Below are 22,096 nucleotides of genomic sequence, written 5' to 3'. Positions count from 1 at the left end.
CGCGCCGGGGTGTGTACACCCCCGGTGGCGGGCGGTGATGAAACCATTCAACAAACCGCACGAAGGTACCGTCGACTGGCGGGGCCTGTCAACGGAGGCTCTGTCGACCGGAGCGGACCCCGGGCCGACCGGCGGAATGGCGGCACGTTGATGAATCGATTCAGAGGTCGATCGGGAACTCGAGAGCGCGGCCTCACGAGTCGGGACGCCACCCCGGATCCCGGCCGAACCCGGCGACGAGCCGGTCCTGCTGGCCCGCCTCCGGCCGAACCGGTACGGCCGGGTCGGTCAGCCCACTGTCCCGGTACAGCGACGTGTGCCGGGCGAACCAGCGGGCACACTCCTCGACGCCGGCCGGATCGAGCCGGGGTTCGACGCCGATCGCCACCGCCAGATCCCAGCCGTGCACCAGGTGTTCGGCCAGCAACTGGTGCAGGTACTCCCGGCCCGGCGTCGGCCCGGCCGACAACTCGACCGTCCGGTCCAGGACGGCGGGGTCGGCGACGGCCCGGCACGCCTGGTCGGCCGCGTCCCGGGCCGAGGCGGCGGGATCGGCGCCCAGCAGGTCACCGGAGAACCGGTCGCCGACCTCGGCCAGCGAGGCGCCGTCGAAGAGCGGCACCGACCAGCACTCCTCGCCGACCACGTGGTTCACCAGGGTCCGGACGTCCCAGTCGGCGCAGGGCGTCGCCCCGGACCACCGGTCGGCACCGACCCGGCCGACCAGGTCGGCGAACCCGGCCACCGTGCGCCGGTACGTCGTCAGCAGTTCCATGGCCCGATTCTGCCCGGCCACCCCGCCGCCCGCCCGGGAAGCGGCCCGAGTCGAGCGCGGTCAGCCAGGTGCACGGAGACCGAGCCGAGCGTCGGCCGCACCGAAGGGAGACCGAACCGAACGAGGGCCGAGCCGGTCGACGGCAGCGGTTCGTCGGGTGTGCCGACCGACCCGGTCAGCCGCACGATCAGTCCAGTTGGTCGGCGAGCAGTCCGAGTTCGCGGGCGACCGAGAGCCGCACCCACTCGGTGAGCTGACGGCGCGGTATCACCCGGTAGTGCACCGCCATCTGCACGGCCAGCCCGTCGATCAGGCCGTTGATCCGCCAGGCGGCTCCGGCCGGATCGTCACAGTTGAACACCCCGGCCGCGACCCCGGCCGTGATCACCTCGCCGAGCCCTTCCCGCCGGCGCAGGTCGAACCGCCGCGACACCTTCTCCAGCTCCGGCGTGCGCAGTGACTCCGACCAGCCGTCGATCCACATGGCCCAGGACCGGGACCGGCCCGGCGGGACGTAGAGGCGGAGCAGCTTCTTCAGCTTGACCAGTGGGGTGGCGGGGGAGCGGAGCACCGTCTCGAGTCGGGCCAGATCCTGCTCCGCGGCGTACGCGAACGCCTGGGCGACCAGTCGCTCCTTCGTGGCGAAGTGGTAGAAGACCAGCGCCTGGCTCACCCCGGCGGCCTGGGCCACGTCGGCCGTACGCGTGTTGGCCAGGCCACGCGTCGCGATCACGTCGCAGGCGGTGCGTAGTAGCGCATCCAACCGCACCTCTGCCGCACGTCTCGTCACGCGGCTACGTTAGCCCATTCCGGTCGGCACAATAAGCTATCAACACGTCGGATAAGTTACTAGCGGGTCAGACTGTCCACTAGCGCATCAGAAGCCGCACGTCCGCCCCTGACCCGTCGCACCGAAGCGAGTCAACCACCGGGCCGAGAGAGATCGGTAACCTTCGGTGCCCCGTAGTAGTGTCCGCTTCTGCCAGACGGTGTGGCCAGAATCCCTCCGGCGGCGGAGGCCGACCCCGATCCGGAGGGCTCGGCGGGATCGGTCGCCCGGATCGGGCGGGACGAACTTGCCGCCCTGGCCACCCCGGACGTCAACGCCGCCGTGACCTACGACGACGAGGAGCGACCGGCCCGGCAACTTACCGGCCCGGTCGAGACCGGGTGGCGTTGGTCGCCTTCGACCGGTATGCGAGGAAGACCAGCGGCAGCACGCCGGCCAGGAAGATGATCAGACCCCCACGCCGCGAAGTAACCCGTCCGCCCCCTCCGCCGTCCCTCCGCCACCACCCCGACCGCCCTCCATTCCCAGGTTCCTAGGATGCTGTAGGGGCGGTGGCGGAGGGCTCGCGAGTATCTGCTGGAACCAGTGGCACACAGCTCTGCGCCCATCCACCGATCCGACCGGGCCGTGATCAGGCCGGTACTGGGACGTCGGGAAGGGCGTGCGTGGCCAGCGATCCTGACGCCGCCGACCGGGGCCCCGAGTTGGCATCTGATCGCGGGCTCGGCTAAAGTTCTCATCCGTCACCGGAAACTTCGGAAGACAAGCGGACGTAGCGCAGTTGGTAGCGCATCACCTTGCCAAGGTGAGGGTCGCGGGTTCGAGTCCCGTCGTCCGCTCGGAGATGCCGCCACATGTCGGGGGCTACCTCGGTGGAGTGGCCGAGAGGCGAGGCAACGGCCTGCAAAGCCGTGTACACGGGTTCAAATCCCGTCTCCACCTCGGCTACAAGCGAGGGCGATTGGCGCAGTGGGAGCGCGCTTCCTTGACACGGAAGAGGTCACTGGTTCAAACCCAGTATCGCCCACCAACTATATAAGCAGGTCAAATGGCTCGTTACCGGATCATCGGTAACGAGCCGTTTCTTTTCTGCTCCTTACGTTGGGAGCAAACTGGGAGCACATGATCATCTACGGCGACCTCGCGACGGCTCGCATGGACGATTCTCCTCACAGCCTGAGGCGTTTGGGCGCGAAGGCGGCATCCCAACCGGATCACAGCATCAGAAGCTTCGGGGAATGCTGGTGGCTTGCCTCCACCACGAGCGCGGCGCTGCCCCCATGGTCCCTTGGGACTGGCGCCAGACCCGCAGAGCCGTACCGGCTGGCCGACCGACCGTGCCAACCTCCTCAACGTATGAACAGCGGCGGCTCAGTACGCCAGGGTTTTAGTCGCGGGCCACTGCGTACACGTGTTCGGTCCGCCGGCCGACAGCGACGCTGCCATGGCTGACTGCGCGAGGCCGTGCACCTGGGCATCAACCACATCGGCACGGCCGACTTCTGCTGCCCGTACGTCACCAACGAGATCGTCAGGGAGGCCCTGCACCCCTATCCGGCCGATCTGCACGTCGTGACAAGAGCGTGACCGCCCTTGGGCGGATGGCTTAGCGGCGTAGGCCGACATGCAACACCATCTTGTATATGCAGGTAACCTGTATATAGTGACTGCATGAAAGAAACACCCATGCGGGAACCTACCTTCCTGATCCTCACCGCCTTGGTCGAGGCACCCCAGCACGGATACGCGATCCTGGAGGAAGTCCGGCGGATCTCCGACGGGCGGGTCGACCTGCGCGCGGGCACCCTGTACGCCGCGTTGGACCGGCTGCGCGCCGACGGCCTGGCCGAGGTGGAGCGTGAGGAGCTGGTGCAGTCGCGGCTGCGCCGCTACTACCGGCTCACCGCACTGGGCGCCCAGCGCCTGGCCGAGGAGACCGCCCGGCTGCGCAGCAACGCCGATGCCGCCACCGTGCGGCTGCGGCGCACCGGCCTGCTGACGAACGGTGGAGCGGCATGACGCTGGAACGAACCTACCGCTGGCTGCTGGCCTGCTACCCCTGGGAACATCGCCGGCAGTACGAGGACGAGATGCTCGGCGTGCTGCTTGACGACGGTGGTCCACAGCGGAGCCGGCCGCGGGCGCGGGACGCGCTCGACCTGCTCTTCGGCGCGCTGCAGGCTCGCGCCCGGTGCACGGTCACCAGGCTGTCCGATCAGCCATGGCGGGATGCCGCAGCGGTACTGGGCCTGCTCGCCCCGCTGGCCATGCTCGCGTACGCCGCGCGCCTCGTGCTGCTCAACTTCACTTTGGCCGTGCAAAGCGGTCACTGGGAGCACTTCGACGAGGGCTCGTGGTACTACTCCTGGCCGCCGGTGGTCGCCTGGGCCGCAGTGGTGGCGATGGCCGCAGTCGGGGGGCGCAGGACGGCAGCGGCGCTCGCCTGGGCCGCCGCCGCCCTCGAAGCGGCGCGGGCGGCCGACGCCTACGCCACCTACCTGTTCTTCAACTCCTGGCCGGTAGCACTCGCCGTGGTGGCCGCGGCGGCGCTCACCGTCGCGGCGCTCCGCCCGGTCGCTTTCCTCGGACCTCGGCGGCTCGCACTGCTCACCGGCGCGGCACTGCTCGTCACCGGTGCGCCCACGATCACGTTCATCCTCGTCTCGCGGTGGCGGTGGGAGTGGGCCTACACCGGGAATCTTCGGACCAACTGGATCTTTACCAATAACGTCACCTATCTCGAAGCGGTGCTGCTCAGCGCCGGCTTCACGCTCGGCGCCCTCGCCGTGGTGAGAACGCCGGCACCGCTACGGCGCCGGCTGCTCGCGCTGCTCGCCCCGGTCGGCGCGACACTGCTGATCACCCGGGTTGGGATCCAGAACTGGATGTTCAATGGGCTCCCTCTCGGCCTCAACCTGACGCAATGGCTGGCGTTGGCACTGACCCCGCCGCTGACAGTGGCGGTCGCGGTGGCGGCGGTGCACCGACGGGAACGGACCCTGCGCCTGCTCGCCCTCGGCCGCGCCGCCGACCGGCAATCGACTGCCGGGCCAGGAACGATGTTGTAATCGTGGGCTACAAGCCCCCGTTCCCGGCTTACGACGAGGTCTGTCAGCCGTCGGCTCGAGTGTGCGCAGCGGAGTAGTGGTCCGCGGACACCTGCGTCAGGATCCGACGTATCCCGTCAAGATCCGGCTCGCGTACGGCGCGACCTCAAGCTGACGTCAGCTAATTAGAACTGCTACGGCTCGGTCCAGGGTGTGCGCAGCTGATTCCATGGCGGGTCGTAGCAGCTCAGTCCGTGCTCACCGGCAAGCAGTGCCGCCCAGGCCGAGACGTCGTCACAGCGGCTCCACACCATCGGGAAGTACACCAGCGGCCCGCTCGCCTCGCTCAGCAATGGACCGGTGGACCAGGGACTGTCCGCACCGGCGTCCGTTTCGATGTCGGGATAGCGGTCCAGCAACGCCGTCACGTACGCGGCGATGCGTGCGGTGGGCTCGACCACGTCATCAGATTCGATGTAGCGGTCGTACAGGCGCTTGAACTCCGCCGTCGCGGCAACGTCGTTCGCGGGCCGATCGCCCTTCCACACCGCAAGGTCATAGGACATGGCGAGGATTCTCGCCGACGCCACCGGCGCCGACCCGCAACGACTTGCCGCGACCGGCCAGCAGCGGCGGCTGCCGTCGCCACCTATGAGCGGACTGCGGCATGTGCGTGTACCTGATCAAGCCGCTCCGACAGCGAGGCAGCGTTCCATCGGGGGTATGTGCGGAAACTGGCTGGCGTGTGGAACGCGGGCTGGGCAAAGCTGGGGTGTGATCGTCATCCAGCGGGTCCGTGTGCGGTGGACGGCTGCGGCACGCGGTGCGCCGGCCGCGAATGCCCGTCGCGGCCTCGACCAGGCGGTGGCCCTGCCCCGGCCGCTGCCGGAAACCGACGTGGTCATCCACGAGGTCCTGACTGACGAGGCGGTCAACTACGAACGCTGTGACCTGGTACTGGCCGGAGGTGTTGAGCAGGCTCGCGACGTCGGTCTCTGGCTGTGCCGTGACGAGGCGACGGTGACCGTCGACCGGCTACCCGGTTCGGCGGCCTATCCGCGCCCGTATGCGTCAACTCGCCTGTTCGCGCTGACTCCAGGGCAGGTTGGCCGCTACCGGGCCAACTTCCGGTTCACCGGCTGCGCCTGCGCCCCGAGCTGGTACTACGAGGATTGGCTGGTGCACGTCAGCTACGGCCAGGTAACCCACGACCGCTTCGTGCGCGGCCAGCCGAACCGCGATGCCGACCACCGCGTACACCTCTACGGCGGGACCGGGCGCCGCTCACGCCCCCATCCCTGAGCTGAGGCGTCCGGCGACCCGCCTTCACCGGGTGGACGAGACGCCCGGTCCGGCGGCAGCCGGCTACACGCGGCGCCGGCCGTACTGGGCCCACATGCTCGGTCGGCGGCAATTGCGGATGGTGTGACGCCGCTACTTCAGGTTCGCTGTTCGTGGTCGTCGCCGGAACTGTGGCCTAGCTCGAGCCTCCTCGCAGGGTGGCCGCGGGCGTTCAGCTCCATTCGGGCGGCGCCTGAGCGTAGGCGGGTGGTAGGTGAGGCCAGCTCAGCGGGCGGCCGTCGAGCTGACCCGGCGGGCTGATCGTGCTCCACCCGTTTCCGAGTGCTGTCCGGTAGGTGTCGGCTTTGCGCTTCGGGTCATCGCCCGCGCTCTGCCTGGCTGGCATGCTGCCTTGGTCGAGCAGCCATCGTGCCGTCCTGGCGAGGGATACAGAGACATGGGTGGCGTCGCCGGTGCGGGCGCGTCGACCCAGTGCAGCCAGTGCACCAGCAGCGATGAGATAGCCGGTGGCGTGGTCGAGCAACTGACAGGGCAGCGCGCCGGGTTGGATGCCATCCGTGCTCGTGGCCCAGCCGATGCCGGTGGCGATCTGCACCAGGCTGTCGAAACCGCGCCGTGTGCCCCAGGTTCCAGCCGTTCCCCAAGCCGAAAGCGTGACGACGATGGTGCCGGGGTGCTGGTCCGCAACTTGGTCAGGCTCCAGACCAAGACGGCGCAGCGCTCCGGGCCGGTAGCCGGTCACGAGAACGTCGGCTTCGTCGAGAAGGCGATGCAGAGCTTGACGGCCGTTCTCCGTGCTGGCATCCAGGGTTGTGCTTGCCTTACCGATCACTCCATCGACGGCATGCAGCGCCAACTCCGGGCGATGCGGATCGTCGACTCGTAGCACGTCGGCACCGAGCGCGCCCAGCATTCGGGTACCAACGGGGCCGGCGATGACTCGTGTCAAATCGAGCACCTTCACCCCAGACGCCGGAAGCTGGCCCGGTTCGGCTAGCGGCAGCGACCCACGACTGAGCGGCACCATGCCCACGAGCGGAGACGTCCCCATCGCGCTGATTTGACCGTCTGCCTGCCACTGGGCCTGCGTACGAGCCGCCACGGCCAGCCCTCCCGCGGCATACACGACACGCTCAACCTCCAACGCCGGGCGCGCGGCAATGACGTCAGCCAACTGCGCCTGAACCGCGGCGTCACGATCGTCGTTCACACCGAGGGACGCCAGCAGAGCCTTCCGATGCCACGGATAGTTCGCATGTGTACGCACCCAACCGTCCGCGGCCCGCCACAACCGAGACAGCGGAGCGAAGCCGTCGATCCCCCGCCCGTCCGCGTCGCGAAGCCAAACCTCGCTGCGCATCGCCGCCGCCACATGTTCCGTGCCAAGTGCGATGTCAGGCCGCCGACCGGTGCGCGCAGAAGCCAGATCAGCGGCAGCCGTGAGACAGGCGGCCACGGACACGATTGCGCATTCGGCGACTGCGAGCGGTGACGCCAGCACCGCAGGCTGTGGATCTCCGGCCAGCCGGGGCCCGGCGATGTCCATCAACCCCAGGTCTGCCAGTACGCCGTCCAACAGAGTCACCATGCACACATCCTTCCCGACTCTTGCTGACCCGGATTGACCCACTGGGGTGCCATTGCTCACCCGCCAGACAGGGCCAGGAGGAACGCCCTTCCAGAGTCGTCAGGAGCGTCGCGACGAACGTCCTCATCTCGGCAGATCCGGTAGTTGACGACGGCGACCGGTGAGCATGTTCGTAACGGAAAGTAGGCGCCAGAGGTTTGGCTGGCACCCATCGATCGGGGTTCATCGAACCCCTTCTCTTCGTCCGGGGACTCTGGCCCGATCGCACCACCCCGAGCGATCGAGTCGTCCATCCCTTCGTACGGGACGGGGCAGCCGATGTCGGCCGCTGACACCAGGCCAACCTGACACGATCCGAACAGCGTTACGGGTCGTAGCGTTGGCTCACATGATCAACCCGCCCTCGTGCACCCCCGCCGGGCGGCCCTTACGTGGGGAGCATCCGGGGAGCGCGCCCGCTCCCCGGCGGTGACCACTTCCGTTAACCGATTGCCCGCTCCACGACTGCGCACGGATCAGGACTGGACGTGGCGGAGGGTGTCCGCAGCGAGGGCAATGTAGGTGGGCACGGCGCCCTTGCGCTCGAAGTCCTTCGGGCGGATCCACAGCTGTCGCTGACCCGCGCCGACACTGCGTTGCATGAGGCTGATCAGGAACTCCTGTGCCCGGGGAGCGTACTCGGAAGGGCTGCGCCCCAGCTCGGCAACGGCGGCCGACACCGTGGTTTCCGGGTCCGGAACGTAGACGTAGTCCTCCCCGACCGGCAGCTTCTGCGCGGTCAGGTCCACGCCGAAGCGGAACTCCACCTTGACGAGCTGGGCATTGCTGAAGTCGTTGCCGTGGATCTGGTTCCGCTCACGCAGGACGAGCTCCCGATAGCCCGGAGGCATTGGCAGGCTCCCTGCGCCCCGCTGCGCGTCGACGGTGCCGGCATAACGTCCGGCGCCGTTGGGCGGGCCGCCCCAGAACCGCAGCCCGGTGATCCGCCCGCTGAACGTGCAGTCGACGAACTCCAGGTAGTCGGGCGCCACCTGGGTCGCCCGTACGCTTCGGAAGGCGCACCTGACGAACCGGGTGAAGCCGCCGACCGCCCGCAGCGACGTGCCGTCGAAGGAACAGTCGACGAACTCCGTCTGCTCCATCCCCGCGCCGAAGCCCGCGTCGTTGATGCGCGTCCGGTCGAACCGGCAGTCGGTGAAGGTCGAGCCGACGGAAACGAACTGGTCCAGCGTCCGCCGTGAGTAGTCGGCACCGACCACCTGCTCGTGTCGGACGCTGACGACCTGCCGATCCGGCATCTTGCCCCCACCTTCCGCTCGTGCCTGCTGCCACGCTACTTCGTCCACTGGTAGGTGGCGTAGTCGCAGGTGGCGTACGCCGGGTCGTAGCCCTTCTTGGTCTTGTCCGTGCCCTTCAGCTTGTGCGCGGACACCTGGCCCGGCGTGGTGAGTTCGATCAGCTTTCCGGTCAGCGTGTCGAGGAAGTCCGGGCCGACGGTGCGGTAGTCGAACCGGTCGCCGTAGCGTTCTTTCAGCGCGTCGCGGGTCATCTTGTGCACCTCGGAGCCGCGGAAGCGATCGATCAGCCACGGCTCGTCCTTCAACGCCTCCCGCTGGCTGTCGGTCAGCCGCTGGTCGATTTCCTCGAAGCCCTTGTCCGCCATCTCCTGGGCGGTGTCCTCGACGATCTTGCGCGGGTCGTCGGGGTCCTCGTCCGGCAGGTTCGGGCCCCCGCCGCAGTTGTTCGGCTTCTTCGGCTTCGTGCCCATCGGGTCGACCTGGGCGGTCGGCTGGTTGGCGACGTACGCGTACGGGTTGGTGCCGCCCGCGCTCAGCCCGAGCGGGTCCTTGCTGATGAACCGTTGCTGGCCGGGCGCGTAGTAGCGGTTGCGGTAGTGGTACAGCCCGCCGCCGTCGTCCTCCCTGCCGGTGAACCGCGTCGGGTTGCCCAGATCGTTGCCGGTCGCCGTGGTGCCGCCGTAGGGGTCGTAGGTGTACTCCCCGCCGATCGCCGAGCCGTCCGTCGTGGCGATCGTGCTGCCCAGCGCGTCGGTCAGCAACGACTGCGAGCCGCCGGCGGTACTACGCGAGAACACCTCGTCGACCGCGCCGGTGAGCATGGTGGCCAGGACCGCGTCGCCGCTCTTCTCCTGCAACGCGTTGAACCCGTCGTAGAGGTAGCTCGTGGTGGTGGCGCCGACCGTGCGGCTGGCCCGTCGGCCGAACGCGTCGTACCCGAACGAGACGGTCGTGTCCCCGCGCGTGAAGCGCGTGAGTTCGTTACGCGCGTTCCAGGCGTACGTCGCGTCGCCGTCGGCGATGACGTTCCCGTCGTCGTCGTACGTGCTGCCGGAGCGCTGGTCGGCCGCGTCATAGGTGACCGGCCCGGACGCCTCCGGCAAGGTGACCCGCGCGTACGCACCGTCGACGTGCACCGGCCGGCCGAGCGCGTCGAGGGTGTAGCCGATCGTGCCGAGAGTGTTGGTGCCGTACTTGTACGTAATTGCGGTCAGCCGGCTGGCGTCGTCGAACCCGTAGGTCTGCGCGACGCCTCCCGGCAACGAGAGCGAGGCACGCCGCCCGGCCGTGTCATAGCCGATGGTCGCGGTCTGTGCCCCGCGGGTGACTTCGGTGAGCTGGTTGGCGTCGTTGTACCCGTAGGTCGTGTCGGGCTGCCCGGCGACCGTCATCGAGATGCGCCGGTCCGCGGTGTCGTAGCCGTAGGAGACCGTGCCGTTCGGATCGGTGACGTCGGCGGTCCGGTCGAAGTCGTCCGGCGTGATGGTGATGGTCCCGGCCGCCGAGTCCACGATGGTCCGGCGCCGGCCGGCCGCGTCATACGTGTAGCCGACCTCGCTCTCCTCGGCGTCACCGTCTACGCCGTAGCGGATCGACGTGATCTGGTCCAGTGCGTCGTAGCCGTAGACGGTCAGCTTGCCGGCGGCACTGCGGACCGTCTCCGGGTTGCCGTTCCGGTCGTAGGTGTAGCGGGTCGTCCGGTTCAGCGCGTCGGTGATCTCGAAGAGCCGATCGGAGTCGTCCCACATGTAGACCATCGTGTGGTCCCGGGCGTCGGTGACCCGGTGCAGGTTCCCGTTCTCGTCGTACTCGGACGTGGTGGTCCGGCCGAGCGGGTCGGTGAGTGACCTCAGCCGACCGGCCCCGTCCCAGGTGGCGGTTGTGACGCCGCCCTGGGCGTCGGTCGAGCGGATCAACCGGCCGGCCGCGTCGGCGAACGACCGCCGGACGTTGCCCAGCGGATCGGTCGCGGAGACCGTGTCGCCGAGGTGATATCCGTACTGCGTGGTCTTGTTCGCCTTGTCGATGGTCTTGACGACCTGCCCGGACTCGTTGGTCTCGAGCGTGATCACGCGGTTCATTGCGTCGGTGACCGTGTGCAGCGAACCGTCCGGACGGTAGCCGAAGGTGGTGGCGTGTTGCAGCGGGTCGACGATCTTGCTCACCTGGCCGAACGGGCCGTTCCGCTCGATCGTGTTGGTCCGCGCCTTCGCGGTGCCGGACATCTCGGTGATCGTGGTGATCTCGCCGCCTGGGTCGTAGGTCAGCTCGGTGCGCCGGTTGAGCGCGTCGACGTACGCGGTGGCGAGGTTCGTCCCCGGCTGCCGGGTGATGGTGACGGTCCGGGCGAGCGGCGTGCCGTACGCTGCCGTGTCGCTGGTGATGAAGCCGTCGTCGTTGAAGGTGACCCGCCGGACGTGCCCGTTCGGGTCGGTCAGCTCGGTCGCGGTGACCTTGTTGGCGGCGTTGGTGGTGTAGGCGAATCGGTAGGTGGCGCCGCCGGGCATGGTCTGCAGTCGCACCCGCCCGTTGGCGTCGTATTCGTTGGTGAGGTAGACCGTGCCGCGGGCATCCTCGATGGTCTTGAGGCGACCGGCATCATAGGTGTAGGTCGTGACGCCCTGGTTGACGTCGGTGACGGTGTGCAGCCGGCCGTCGCTGTGGTAGGTGTAGCGGACCGACCGGCCGAGGACGTCCTCGGCGCGGGTGATCCGGTTGCCGGCGTCGTAACTGAATTTGATCCACTTGCCGTTGGGGGAGGTGACCTGGGTTATCGGTCCGCGGGCGCGGGTGATGCCGTCGGTCCACGGCGCCGAAGGTGCGCGGGTGATGGTGATGGTGTTGCCGAACCTGTCGCGGATGGCCTGTAGCGGCGCCTCGTCACCGAAGACGTAGGTGGTGCCGTCGCGCAGCTTGAGGTCCCAGCCGTCGCCGTTCCAGGTCAGCATCGAACCGCCGAACTCACTCGGTGTGGGGTCGGCGACGAAGACGCTGTTGATGTAGCCGTTGGGTGGTTCGCCGCCGGGGCTGACGCGGTGGTAGCGGATGCGGCTGCCGCCGGGCAGGACCAGCCAGCACTCGTAGAAGCGGTTCTCCGAGTAGAGGTCCAGGCTGTAGTTGAAGTAGGAACCGACGCCGAAGGCGCGCCGGCCGGTGTCGCTCTGCTGGTAGGTGCGGCTGACCTCGAGCGGCATGACGTCGTCGACGGTCAGGTCGGTGTGCTCGTCGAGGAGCAGACCGGTGCCGAGGTCGACCGGGTCGCCGCCGCGGCCGCCACCGGCGGCCTGGGGCTGGGCTTCCGGCGGCGGGTCCTCGCCGGGGGTGATCAGCATCGCGCCGGTGAACTGGTAGACCTCGGTGCCCTTGTTCGGCTCGACGCGCTTGCCGTCGGGGGTGACGGTGCCCTTGCCGTAGATGAACCAGCCCTTGCCGGCCGGGTCGTAGTGCCAGAAGTCCATCGACGCGCCGGGCTTGGCGTGGGTGAAGTTCGGATAGATGACCCGGACACCGGTTGGGAACACATACGAACTGCCCGGCTGCACGGTGAAGTAGCTGGGCACCCGCGAGCGGGGCAGCGGGAAGGGTGCCCGGTCGATCGGAACTGCGGTGATGCCGAGCTCGGTGACCACCTTGCCGTTCACGTCCCGGACCACGGCACCGTCGGGCAGTTTGACCTCGAGGCCGGGGATGACCGGGCTGGAGATGGTCACCTCACCCTTGGCGGGCGAGGCGAATTTCACCGTGTTCTTCGTGTCCAGTTGGGTGAGCCAGACCGTGTACGGCAGCACGGTGGTCTGCTTGTCGCTCAGGTCGACGCCGATGTCGTGCAACCCGAACGCGCGCTCCGGCGACGAGGCCGTGCCGCCGTCTACCCGCAGTACCCGATGCCCGGCCCGCAGGCCCTTGAGCAGGAACTGTCCGTTGGCGTCGGTGCGCACGCTGGTGCTGTCGACGCTGACCGTGACGTCAGCGAGCGGCTTGTCGTCGATGGTGCGGACGCGTCCGGAGAGCGCGGTGACGCCGGGCCCGGCACGCAGCGGGTTGGCGAGCTGCTGCTGCGGAGCGCCGCGCCCGGTCGACCAGCCGTGCCCGGCCAGGTTGAGCTTGCTGGGCCGCCAGGCCGCGCCCGCCTGCGCCGACGTGGTGGCCGGCGGAAGCAGCTCGGCCGGGTACCGCTTGGCGTGCGGCGAGTCGGCCCTCTGGACCTTCTCCGGCACGGCGGCGCCGGTGGCCAGGTGTGGCTGTGTGTTCGACGGGTGAGCGTCCGGGGTCTGCGCCGCCGCGGCCGTGCGGGTGCGCAGGGTGCCGGTCGCGCTGCCGGTGTTCGAGTTCGGGCTGATCAGGATCTCGTAGGTGCCCGTGGTGGGCAGCGTCGGGATGTTGACCGTCGCGCCGCCGGCCAGCCAGCTCAGCGCGGCGCCGTCCGGCCGTCGAACCCAGACCGACGGATAGTACGGGTTGGTCACGTTGGTGAACCCGATGGCGAGATTCTGCCCACTCGTGCCCGCGTAGGTATACCAAGTGCTCTGACCGACGCGGGTGACGTTCTGCGTCTTGGCCGCGTTGAGAGCCCAGGCGCCGCCGGAGATCTGGGCGGACGCGGTCACCGTCACTGAACCCGTTCCGCGGTCGGTCGGCATGACCGACAGCCGGTAGGTGCCCGCGGTGAGCTGATAGGTGTCCAGGGCGATGATCTTCGGGATGGTCTCGCTGATCGCCATCACGCCGGTCGGGCCGACCAGCCGGACGTAGAGGGTCGAGGACGCGAAGGTCCAACTGGTGAAGCCGAAGGACAGCCGCTGCCCGGCGGTGACGGTGAGGGTGGTGTCCACGTAGCGGCCCGCGGTCGTCACGGACAGCGCCTTGGCCGCGCCGCCGATCGCGGTGGCGCCGGCGTCGACCGACTGCACCAGCGCGAAGGTCAGGGAGCCGTTGGTCGCCGCCCGTGGCTGCACGGCGAGCCCGTACGTGCCCGCCACCGTCAGTGGTTCGAGCGCCCGCCACACATCGTCCAACCATCCGGAATAGACGGTCGTGCCGTCCGGCCGAGTGATGTCGATCCAGACCTGGTATTGGTAGTTGTAGGCGCTGACCGCCATGCTGAGCCGCTGGCCGACGGCGCCGGTGAAGGTGGTTCTGGTCGGCTGGCCGGGACGCGACGAGGTGACGGTCTTGCTGGTGCCGAGGGTCAGCGCGCCACCGGCGATTGTCGGTGAGGCGGTGACCAGCACCGAGCCGGTAGCGCCCGCAGCCGGGCGCAGCACGACGCGGTAGCTGCCGGCGGTCGCGGTGGTCACGGTGATGGCGCTGAGGCTGTAGACGTACTCGTCGTGGACCACGACGCCGGCCGGGTTGACGACGCTCATCGTGATGCGACCCTTGGAAGGCAGCGCCCAGCTACTGAACGCGAGGGTGACCTCGCTGTTGGCGGTGCCGGCGACCGTCAGCGCGACCGCCCGCCCGGCCGAGAACGACACGCTGGTGCCGGCGCCGGTCAGGCTGAGCGAACCCCCGCTCTGCGGCTGCCACAGCCCAAGCGTGTAGGTGCCGGTGCCCGAATTCGTACTGATCGTCAGTGTGTAGGTGCCGGTCGCGGGCAGCACCCCCAGATCCGTCCAGCTGGCCTGCACCCCGATGGTGGCGAGCGTGCTGCCATCGGGCGCGGTGACCTCGACCCGCGGGTAGTAGGGCATGGTGTAGTTGGTGAACTCGAGGCCGAGACCCTGCCCGGCGGTGCCGGCGAAGGTCAGGCGTGAGTCCTGCCCCGGCCGGGAGGCGGTCACCGACCGCGTGGTGCCGACCGTGATCGATCCGGCGTCGTGCGGGGTCGACGCGGTGATGGACAACGATCCGGTCGCCAGGTCGGCGCTGCGGAACAGAACCGTGTAGCGCCCTGCGCCGACCGTGGTGAAGTCGACATCGAAGTGCGGCAGGTTGAGGATGTGCCGCCAGTAGCCGTAACTGCCGGCGCGCGGCCAGACCACCGGTACGCCGTTGGGGTCGCGTACCTCCACCGTCATCGACTCGGACGGCAGCGTGACGCCGGAGACGCCGAGCCCGATGCGCTGGTTGGCGGCCGCGTCGATGCTCAACTCGGCCTGCTGCCCGGCGCGGGCGAACTCCACCGGGGTGGCCCCGCCGTTCAAGGTCAGGGTGCCGAGGACGTTGCTGGACAGCGTCGCGGTCACCGCGCCAGTGGCGGTGGTCGAGGTCGGCTTGAGCACGATCTGATAGGTGCCGCTGGTCGGCAACGGCGTGATCGACCATCCACCCCGAGATTCCGACTGTAACCACGGCGAGTCGTACTCGTCCCGGCCGATCGACCCGCCATACGGCGTGTACCCATAGATCGCGATGTCGCCCACGGTGGACCCGGTCAGGCCGAGGCTGAGCCGCTGACCCTTGGTGCCGTTGAAGCGCAGCACGGCCACCTTGCCCGCGTTGCTGAAGCTCACCGCGGTGGCGGAGCCGTCGATCGCCAACGCCCCGGTGAAACCGATGTCCGTGGCGACGAACGGCTGGGACACCGCGACGAAGTCGTTTGCGCTGGTGGCCAGCCCGCCGGGGGTGGCGACGCTGATCTTCCCCGAGACAGCGGCGCCAGGCACCAGCACGGTCAGGCTGGTGGCGGAGGCGGCGGTGACCCGAGCTCGGGTACGGCCGAAGGAAACGTTGTTCTGCTCCCGCTCGACAGAGAACCCACTGCCGGTGACCGTTACCGTCGTGCCCTCGGCGCCGGTCGCCGGGCTGAACCCGGAAACGGTCGGCGCGGGGGTCGCTGCCGTGACGGTGAACGGGCTGCTCGCGGTGGCCGAACCGGTCGTCACGGTCACGTCGCCGCTGGTCGCACCGGCCGGCACGACAGCGACGATCCTGGCAGTCGATGCCGTGGTGACGGTCGCGGGTGTGCCGTTGAACCGCACGGTGTTGTCACCGGTCGAGGCCGTGAAGCCGGTGCCACTGATCGTCACCGAAGCGCCGACCGGTGCGCGGCTGGGCGTGATAGCGGTGACGGTCAGCGCGCCGGCCGGCGAGCGGGTGACCCCGGTGGGGTTGCCGGCGTCGTCATAGGAGTAGCGCGCTCCGGCGCCGTCGGCCGACGTGCTGACTCCGCGGAGCTGCCCGGCCGCGTCATACGCGAAGTCCGCCGGGGCGGCTGCGGCGGTGGGCGCGGGTCCCCTCTCGGCGGGCGCGGTCGGGACGGCTCGCGCTGGTGGCTGCGGGGACGCCTCGGCCCTCGGGGGGTGGGGCAGCGAAGTGATGATGACCAGACCGGCAGCGACCGCCACCAGCAACCGACGTCGAATCATGCGTGTCCTCCCCCGTTCGCACACGATGAGTCATTGTCGCCGGGTTGGTAGATCGACATCGATGATTTGGTGTGAATGCGGGACAAGAGCGGGACAACGCAGGTCAGACGCGCTTTCCTCGAACGCTTTCCCACGATCCACTGTGGTGTGGCGGTCAGGTCGACGCGCTGCGTCGAGCACGTCCGCCGTGACGGCTGAGATCGCGGCGCGCCGTCCCGGGCTTGTCCCGCTTTCGTTCCGGCTCTCGGCTCGACCTCCGGCCGCGCCCTATCATGGCCGCATGCGGCGACGAACGATGCTCGCGGTAGCGGCCGGCGCCACGCTCGCCGGCTGTTCGTCCAGGGCTGCACCCGCGCCGGCGCCGGCGATCGTCCACCAGCCCGGCGTCGTGACGCCGCCGCCGGAGTTCGCCACGCTTATCGCCCTCGACGTGGCCGGCGCCGGCCTGGGCGCATCTCTCGGTCGGATAGCGACGCTGGTCGCGCAGGTGCACGCGAGTAAGGCCGCGACCGTGACGGTCGCGGCCGGCGCTTCGCTGTTCGACGACCGGTTCGGCCTTTCCGAGGTACGCCCGCAGCACCTGACCGCCATGCCGTCGTTCCCGAACGACGTGCTCGATCCGGCGCAGTGCCACGGCGACCTGCTGCTGCAGATCTGCGCCGAGCGCCGCGATCTGGTCGCCGCCGTCGCGGCCGACCTGACGAGGCCGGAGGGGCTCACGGCCCGCTGGCGGTGCGACGGCTTCCGGGCGGAGAACCGTACGACACCTGGCGGGCTACCGACCACCCGCAACCTTTTCGGTTTCCGGGAAGGTGCGGGCAATCCCGACCCCCGCGACGATGCGCTGATGGACCGTGTGGTGTGGGCGCGCGACGGCGAGCCAGCGTGGGCGGCCGGCGGAACGTACCAGGTCGTGCGCATGATCAGGTTCGCCACCGAGCTGTGGGACCGGGACCCGGTGTCGCACCAGGAGGCGATTCTCGGCCGCCGGCGCGACGACGGGACGCCGCTGTCCGGCGGCACCGAGGATGCACACGTCTCCTACGACGCCGATCCGGACGGGCGGAGCACACCGCTCGACTCGCACATCCGGCGGGCGGATCCGCGCACCCCCGGTAGCGAGCGCCATCGCATCCTGCGACGCGGCTACTCGTACAGGAAAGGTCTCGATCAGGGGTTGATCTTCATTTGTTTCCAGCGGGACGTCCAGGCGGGGTTCGCCACGGTGCAGAACCGCCTGACTGGCGAGGCGCTGCAGCGGTACGTTCTGCCGTTCGGTGGAGGCTATTACTTCGTACCGTCATCGATCGACGTCCTGCGCGGCCTCACGACGAGCTGATCAGCCGCTGCGCTACCCGCAATCGGTTGGCCGCGTCGGTACTCAACCGCAGCACCGTCAGCAGGTGCTCGGGCACCTGGTCACCCCGCGCCCGGGCCTCGCTGATCGCGTCCGCTGTCACCCGCGAGATCCGGCCCAGATGATTCTCGACCGTGCTCAGCTCACGCAGGGGGCGCGCGGAGGAGCGACAGGCCCGCCGGGCCGCGCGGGCCCGCACCCACAGCGGCCGCAACTCGCCCTGATCGGCACCGGCCTGCTCACACAACGCGGCCACCACCTTCCACGGCGGCACGATACGGCCCGACAGGTAACGGGACAGTGCCGAGTCGCTGGCGAAGGTTGCCGACTGCAACTCGCGAAGGGTCTTGCCGGATCGGTCTTGCAGCGACCGCAGGCCACCGGCCAGATCCTCGGTGGGTGACGCCGTCTCCGATGGTTGATTGATCAAAATCTGGCCCCCTCGGCGAGTGACGACTACAACCGAGTCTAGAGTCGACTCTCACCCCCTGTATTGTCCAGATCCCGTATGCGTGTTCGCGGAGTATCGAGATCAATCGCGCTCTTCCGCCGGCGGCAGCGAGGGCGCTCCACTGCGGCGCCGGCACCGCGGCCGAGCCGCCGGTGATCTCGTCAGTCGCCGGGAACATCCGGTCCAGCAGCTCGGCGGCCTTCGAATCGACGACCCGGAGGTAACCCGCCACCGGCGCAGGTCGGGGCGCAGGGTCGCTGGTGCCGGACCTGACGGCGTCGGAGCCGCGGGCGGATCACCGAACTCCCATGCCTGATCGAGCTGAGCTGGTCGGTGTGGCACGTGTCGTGCGGGATCACACTCTCGGGCTCGGCAACATTAGGCGATTAGTTGACGGTCGTCAGCGGAGTGTCTAGTGTTTTCGATAAATCGTCATCGATGGAGGTGTCATGAGACGAACCAGGGCGGCGGTGGCTGGGTTGGCCAGCTCCCTGCTCCTCGCCGTGGGTGTTGTCGCCCTGTCTCCGCCGGCGTCCGCAGCGTCGTTGGTCGAGGTGACCAACTTCGGCAACAACCCAGGCGGCATGCGGATGCACATCTACGTGCCGGACAACCGGCCCGCCAACCCGGCGATCGTGGTCGCCATGCACGGCTGTGGCGGGTCGGGGCCGGGCTTCTACTCGGGCAGCGAGTTCGCCTCGCTGTCGAACCAGTACGGGTTCATCGTGATCTACCCGAGCGCCATGCAGGAGGCCGGATTCGGTAAGTGCTTCGACACCTGGTCGGACGCGTCCAAGCGTCGCGGTGGTGGCAGCGACCCGGTCTCCATCGAGTCGATGGTGAACTACGCCCGGACGCAGTACGGCGCCGACATCAACCGGGTCTACGCCACAGGCAGCTCGTCTGGCGGCATGATGACCCAGCACATGCTCGCGGTCTATCCCGACCTGTTCAAGGCGGGTGCGTCCTTCATGGGCGTGCCCTTCAACTGCTTCGCCAACGCGGCTGCCTACCCGCCCGGCGGCCCGTGCACCAACGGCTCGATGAACCGGACCCCCCAGCAGTGGGGTGACATGGTTCGAGCGGCGTACCCCGGCTACACGGGACCTCGCCCGCCGATCCAGCTGTGGCACGGCACCAACGACACCCTGGTGCCGTACTCGCTGCTCCAGGAGTCGATCGAGCAGTGGACCAACGTGCACGGGCTGAGCCAGAACCCGACGTCCACGGACACCCCGCAGGCCAACTGGAACCGCCGCCGCTTCGGCACCCAGGTGGAGGCGTACGCGATCCAGGGCGCCGGGCACAGCCTCCCGTCGAGCGGTATGGCACGGGTCGCCATCCAGTTCTTCGGCCTGGACCGGACGACCCCACCGACCACTCCGCCGGTGAACCCGACCACCCCGCCGGCCACCGGTAACCCGACGAGTCCGCCGACCACGCCTCCGGTGACTCCGACCGTGTCGCCGACCGTGCCGCCGGGTTCGGCGTCCGAGATTCGTGGTGCGCAGTCGGGTCGGTGTGTGGATGTGCCGAACGCGTCGCGGAGCAACGGTACCCGGGTGCAGCTCTACGACTGCAACCGGCAGACGAACCAGTCGTGGACGTACACCTCGGACAGGCAGTTGCGGGTGTACGGCGATATGTGTCTGGATGCGGCGGGTTCTGGTAACGGTGCGGCGGTGCAGATCTACGGTTGTCATGGTCAGGCCAACCAGCAGTGGAATGTCAACTCCAACGGGACGATCAGTGGGGTGCAGTCCGGGCGGTGTCTGGATGCGTGGAGTACGGCCAACGGGGCGCAGATCCAGTTGTACGACTGTCATGGACAGACCAACCAGCGGTTCAGCCTTACGCCTGTCGGGTGACGGGTTGATGGAGTACCTCTGAGACAGGCTGGCCGGACGGGCGGGCTCGGCGTCACGCCGGGCCCGCCCGGATCGCGCGGGCACCGCACCACCCGGGAACAGCGCGTGCAAGGCCTCCATCGCCTCGACCGGGCGCGCCACCAACGGCTGCTCCACCGAGACCGATTGCCGCTTCTGCTGGACGATCGCCGGATCCAGCACCGCGGCGATGCGGGCCTGCAGAACCTCGTTCCTGTCCGCGAAGCGCGGAAGACGATGGCCTCCCCGACGCCCGCCGCCCGGGCGATCTGCGCGGTGGTGACGCCGGTGCCCCTGCTCGACCAGCACGGGCGAGGCCGTCGCGCTGCCATCCGGCGAGGCGGACGAATCGATCATCGACGATGGCCCCGAAAACTGTCGTCACTCATTTATAGTTGTCAATGTGTTGCATGCACCTCCCGTCCCATCCATCTGCGTCAGGACAGATTCATGAAACGCATCCCGCTGAGAGGCATCGTCTCCACCGGGCTCGCGATCGTATTGATCGCCGGCCCGCTGGAGGCACCGGCCACCGCGCAGGCGACCGTCCCGATCACGCTGACCGGCGCCACTGCCACCAGCCCCAGCGCCGACGTCACCATCGCCGGGCGGGCCGTGACCATCACCGCACCGGGCACCTACGAGATCACCGGCACCCTCAACGACGGTTACCTGAACGTCGACACCTCCGCCTCGGGCACCGTCGACCTGATCCTCAACGGCGCCACCATCACCAACTCCAGCAACGCGCCGCTGCAGGTCACCGACGCCGACGAGGTCGTGATCACGCTCGCCGCCGGCACCACCAGCCGGCTCACCGACGCGACCAGTTACGTCTATCCGGATCCGAGCACCGACGAGCCGAACGCCGCCCTGTTCAGCACCGCCGACCTGCGGATCACCGGGACCGGGGCGCTGGCCGTACGGGGCAACGCGTACGACGGAATCACCAGCAAGGACGGCCTGGTCATCGAGTCAGGCACGATCACGGTGAACGCGGCCGACGACGGCATCCGAGGCAAGGACTTCCTCGACATCACCGGGGGAAGCCTCGACGTCACCGCCGGCGGCGACGGCATCAAGTCCGACGACGCCGAGGTGGACCGGGGGCGGCTCGCCATCACGAACGGCACGGTACGGGTGAACGCGGGTGACGACGCCATCAAGGGCGAGAACACGGTCGCCATCTCCGGCGGCACCGTGACCGTCACCAACTCCTTCGAGGCGATCGAGAGCCGGCAGGTCACCATCGGCGGCGGCACCGTCAACGTCACCGCCCGCGACGACGCGATCAACGCCGTCGAGGAAGGGTACGGCGACTTCGACGTGGCACCGAACGCTTTCGTCCGAGTCACCGGCGGGACCACCGTGGTCAACTCCAGCATCGACGGCATCGACTCCAACGGCTCGGTGACCTTCGCCGGCGGCACGGTCGTGGTCAGCGGACCGACCACCGGCAGCCCTGGCGAGGGTGCGATCGACGCGAACGGCCCGGTCTACTTCACCGGGGGCACGATGCTCGGGGCGGGATCGACCTCGATGGCGGTGCTGAGCCTGCCGCCGACCTCGGGCCAGGGCTGGGTCGCCCCGCAACTGTCCAGCAACCAGCCCGCCAATGCCCTCCTGCACCTGGTCTCCGGCGGCCAGGTGCTCGCCTCCTACCGCGCCCCCAAGAGCTTCCGGGAGGTGGTCTTCTCCTCCAACCGGATCCAGCACGGGCAGACCTACGAGGTCTACCTGGGCGGCAGCCTCTCCGGCACGACGATCGGCGGCATGGCCACCACCGGCGGCAGCGTCGCCGGAGCCACCCGCCTGATGACCGTCACCGCCGGGCAGTACCGCGGCGGCCTGATCGGCTGGCCGCCCGGCGGTCCCGGCTGGCCGCCCCCGACCACCCCGCCGCCCGTCACCCCACCGCCGAATCCGACCACGGCGCCGCCGAATCCGACGACTCCGCCGCCGAGCACTGGCGGCTGCACAGCGTCATACTCCATCGCCGGCCAGTGGCAGGGCGGCTTCCAGGGCGACGTACGGGTCACCGCCGGCTCGTCCGCGATCAGGGGTTGGCGGGTGACCTGGACCTTCGCCAACGGCCAGACGATCACCCAGTCCTGGAACGCGACCATCAGCGCCAGCGGCTCGGCGGTAACCGCGACCAACGTTGCCTTCAACGGCTCACTCGGCGCCGGGGCCAGCGCCAGCTTCGGGTTCCTCGGCACCTGGAACGGCAGCAACAGCGCGCCGACCCTGAGCTGTGCCGCAACCTGATCGGGTAGCGCCCCCGTTCGTCAA

The 22,096-nt window shown here is 68.9% G+C and carries 14 protein-coding genes and 3 tRNA genes; 10 read left to right on the top strand and 7 right to left on the bottom strand.

The genetic code is table 11. The features are described from left to right. Window positions 1–193: 193 nt before the first annotated feature. Together ABNF97_RS29175 and ABNF97_RS29170 are read right to left on the bottom strand one after the other, a co-directional pair. A complete protein-coding gene (locus ABNF97_RS29175) occupies window positions 194–775 on the bottom strand; it encodes a TIGR03086 family metal-binding protein (RefSeq protein ID WP_130464062.1) in 582 nt (193 codons plus the stop codon). A gap of 187 nt (window positions 776–962) precedes the next feature. Then, the gene (locus tag ABNF97_RS29170; RefSeq protein WP_130464061.1) at window positions 963–1,565 is read right to left on the bottom strand and encodes a TetR family transcriptional regulator C-terminal domain-containing protein; all 603 of its coding nucleotides are present in this window, start codon (window positions 1,563–1,565) and stop codon (window positions 963–965) included. A gap of 766 nt (window positions 1,566–2,331) precedes the next feature. Here ABNF97_RS29170 and ABNF97_RS29165 point away from each other — a divergent pair. The 6 genes from ABNF97_RS29165 to ABNF97_RS29140 all read left to right on the top strand — a co-directional run bounded on the left by ABNF97_RS29165 (window position 2,332) and on the right by ABNF97_RS29140 (window position 4,633). Next, window positions 2,332–2,404 (top strand) — tRNA-Gly (locus tag ABNF97_RS29165). Between the two features lie 32 nt (window positions 2,405–2,436). Beyond that, a tRNA-Cys gene (locus ABNF97_RS29160) sits at window positions 2,437–2,507 on the top strand. A gap of 13 nt (window positions 2,508–2,520) precedes the next feature. After that, window positions 2,521–2,595, top strand: a tRNA-Val gene (locus ABNF97_RS29155). A 434-nt stretch (window positions 2,596–3,029) separates the two neighbouring features. Next, window positions 3,030–3,152 carry a hypothetical protein gene (locus ABNF97_RS29150; protein WP_349340498.1) on the top strand — a complete coding sequence of 41 codons (123 nt, stop codon included), beginning with the start codon at window positions 3,030–3,032 and terminating at the stop codon, window positions 3,150–3,152. A gap of 84 nt (window positions 3,153–3,236) precedes the next feature. After that, window positions 3,237–3,584 (top strand): PadR family transcriptional regulator, encoded by a 348-nt coding sequence (locus ABNF97_RS29145; RefSeq protein WP_349340497.1) that lies wholly within the window; start codon window positions 3,237–3,239, stop codon window positions 3,582–3,584. Further along, window positions 3,581–4,633, top strand: a complete 1,053-nt coding sequence (locus ABNF97_RS29140; RefSeq protein WP_349340496.1) for a hypothetical protein — start codon at window positions 3,581–3,583, stop codon at window positions 4,631–4,633. Before ABNF97_RS29145 ends, ABNF97_RS29140 begins: the two co-directional genes overlap by 4 nt. A 173-nt stretch (window positions 4,634–4,806) precedes the next feature. Here the strand turns inward: ABNF97_RS29140 and ABNF97_RS29135 are convergent, their stop codons facing one another. Then, complete coding sequence (locus ABNF97_RS29135; protein WP_349340495.1) at window positions 4,807–5,178, bottom strand: hypothetical protein; 372 nt, start codon at window positions 5,176–5,178, stop codon at window positions 4,807–4,809. 208 nt (window positions 5,179–5,386) lie between these two features. Between ABNF97_RS29135 and ABNF97_RS29130 the strand changes: the two genes are divergently transcribed. Further along, window positions 5,387–5,914 carry a hypothetical protein gene (locus ABNF97_RS29130; protein ID WP_349340494.1) on the top strand — a complete coding sequence of 176 codons (528 nt, stop codon included), beginning with the start codon at window positions 5,387–5,389 and terminating at the stop codon, window positions 5,912–5,914. 211 nt (window positions 5,915–6,125) lie between these two features. Here ABNF97_RS29130 and ABNF97_RS29125 read toward each other — a convergent pair whose 3' ends face one another. From ABNF97_RS29125 to ABNF97_RS29115, 3 genes are all read right to left on the bottom strand, one after another. Beyond that, a complete protein-coding gene (locus ABNF97_RS29125; protein WP_349340493.1) occupies window positions 6,126–7,502 on the bottom strand; it encodes a CoA transferase in 1,377 nt (458 codons plus the stop codon). Between the two features lie 515 nt (window positions 7,503–8,017). Continuing rightward, entirely contained in the window at window positions 8,018–8,800 is a 783-nt protein-coding gene (locus ABNF97_RS29120; RefSeq protein ID WP_349340492.1) for a hypothetical protein, read from the bottom strand. A 35-nt stretch (window positions 8,801–8,835) separates the two neighbouring features. After that, window positions 8,836–16,110, bottom strand: coding sequence for an IPT/TIG domain-containing protein (locus ABNF97_RS29115; protein ID WP_349340491.1), 7,275 nt, complete (start codon window positions 16,108–16,110; stop codon window positions 8,836–8,838). Window positions 16,111–16,297: 187 nt separating this feature from the next. On the opposite strand from ABNF97_RS29115, the gene ABNF97_RS29110 reads away from it, so the two are divergent. After that, window positions 16,298–17,449: a Dyp-type peroxidase gene (locus ABNF97_RS29110; RefSeq protein WP_207230594.1), complete on the top strand. Its 1,152-nt coding sequence runs from the start codon at window positions 16,298–16,300 to the stop codon at window positions 17,447–17,449. On the opposite strand, the gene ABNF97_RS29105 is transcribed toward ABNF97_RS29110, so the two are convergent. Then, window positions 17,436–17,897, bottom strand: coding sequence for a helix-turn-helix domain-containing protein (locus tag ABNF97_RS29105; RefSeq protein WP_130464057.1), 462 nt, complete (start codon window positions 17,895–17,897; stop codon window positions 17,436–17,438). The two genes, ABNF97_RS29110 and ABNF97_RS29105, sit on opposite strands and share 14 nt — an antisense overlap. Window positions 17,898–18,367: 470 nt before the next feature. On the opposite strand from ABNF97_RS29105, the gene ABNF97_RS29100 reads away from it, so the two are divergent. Together ABNF97_RS29100 and ABNF97_RS29095 are read left to right on the top strand one after the other, a co-directional pair. After that, the gene (locus tag ABNF97_RS29100; RefSeq protein ID WP_349340490.1) at window positions 18,368–19,786 is read left to right on the top strand and encodes an extracellular catalytic domain type 1 short-chain-length polyhydroxyalkanoate depolymerase; all 1,419 of its coding nucleotides are present in this window, start codon (window positions 18,368–18,370) and stop codon (window positions 19,784–19,786) included. Between the two features lie 468 nt (window positions 19,787–20,254). Further along, window positions 20,255–22,072: a carbohydrate-binding domain-containing protein gene (locus tag ABNF97_RS29095; protein ID WP_130464055.1), complete on the top strand. Its 1,818-nt coding sequence runs from the start codon at window positions 20,255–20,257 to the stop codon at window positions 22,070–22,072. Window positions 22,073–22,096 lie beyond the last annotated feature (24 nt).

Source organism: Plantactinospora sp. B6F1, from assembly GCF_040120695.1.
GTDB lineage: Bacteria > Actinomycetota > Actinomycetes > Mycobacteriales > Micromonosporaceae > Plantactinospora.
This window is presented reverse-complemented; position numbering and strand designations above follow the sequence as displayed.

What these genes read in the sequence shown, in the direction of transcription:
- ABNF97_RS29175 (WP_130464062.1), bottom strand. Translation starts at nt 775, where the DNA reads ATGGAACTGCTGACGACGTACCGGCGCACGGTGGCCGGGTTCGCCGAC.
- ABNF97_RS29100 (WP_349340490.1), top strand. Translation starts at nt 18,368, where the DNA reads ATGAGACGAACCAGGGCGGCGGTGGCTGGGTTGGCCAGCTCCCTGCTC.
- ABNF97_RS29125 (WP_349340493.1), bottom strand. Translation starts at nt 7,502, where the DNA reads ATGGTGACTCTGTTGGACGGCGTACTGGCAGACCTGGGGTTGATGGAC.
- ABNF97_RS29140 (WP_349340496.1), top strand. Translation starts at nt 3,581, where the DNA reads ATGACGCTGGAACGAACCTACCGCTGGCTGCTGGCCTGCTACCCCTGG.
- ABNF97_RS29095 (WP_130464055.1), top strand. Translation starts at nt 20,255, where the DNA reads ATGAAACGCATCCCGCTGAGAGGCATCGTCTCCACCGGGCTCGCGATC.
- ABNF97_RS29135 (WP_349340495.1), bottom strand. Translation starts at nt 5,178, where the DNA reads ATGTCCTATGACCTTGCGGTGTGGAAGGGCGATCGGCCCGCGAACGAC.
- ABNF97_RS29120 (WP_349340492.1), bottom strand. Translation starts at nt 8,800, where the DNA reads ATGCCGGATCGGCAGGTCGTCAGCGTCCGACACGAGCAGGTGGTCGGT.
- ABNF97_RS29115 (WP_349340491.1), bottom strand. Translation starts at nt 16,110, where the DNA reads ATGATTCGACGTCGGTTGCTGGTGGCGGTCGCTGCCGGTCTGGTCATC.
- ABNF97_RS29145 (WP_349340497.1), top strand. Translation starts at nt 3,237, where the DNA reads ATGAAAGAAACACCCATGCGGGAACCTACCTTCCTGATCCTCACCGCC.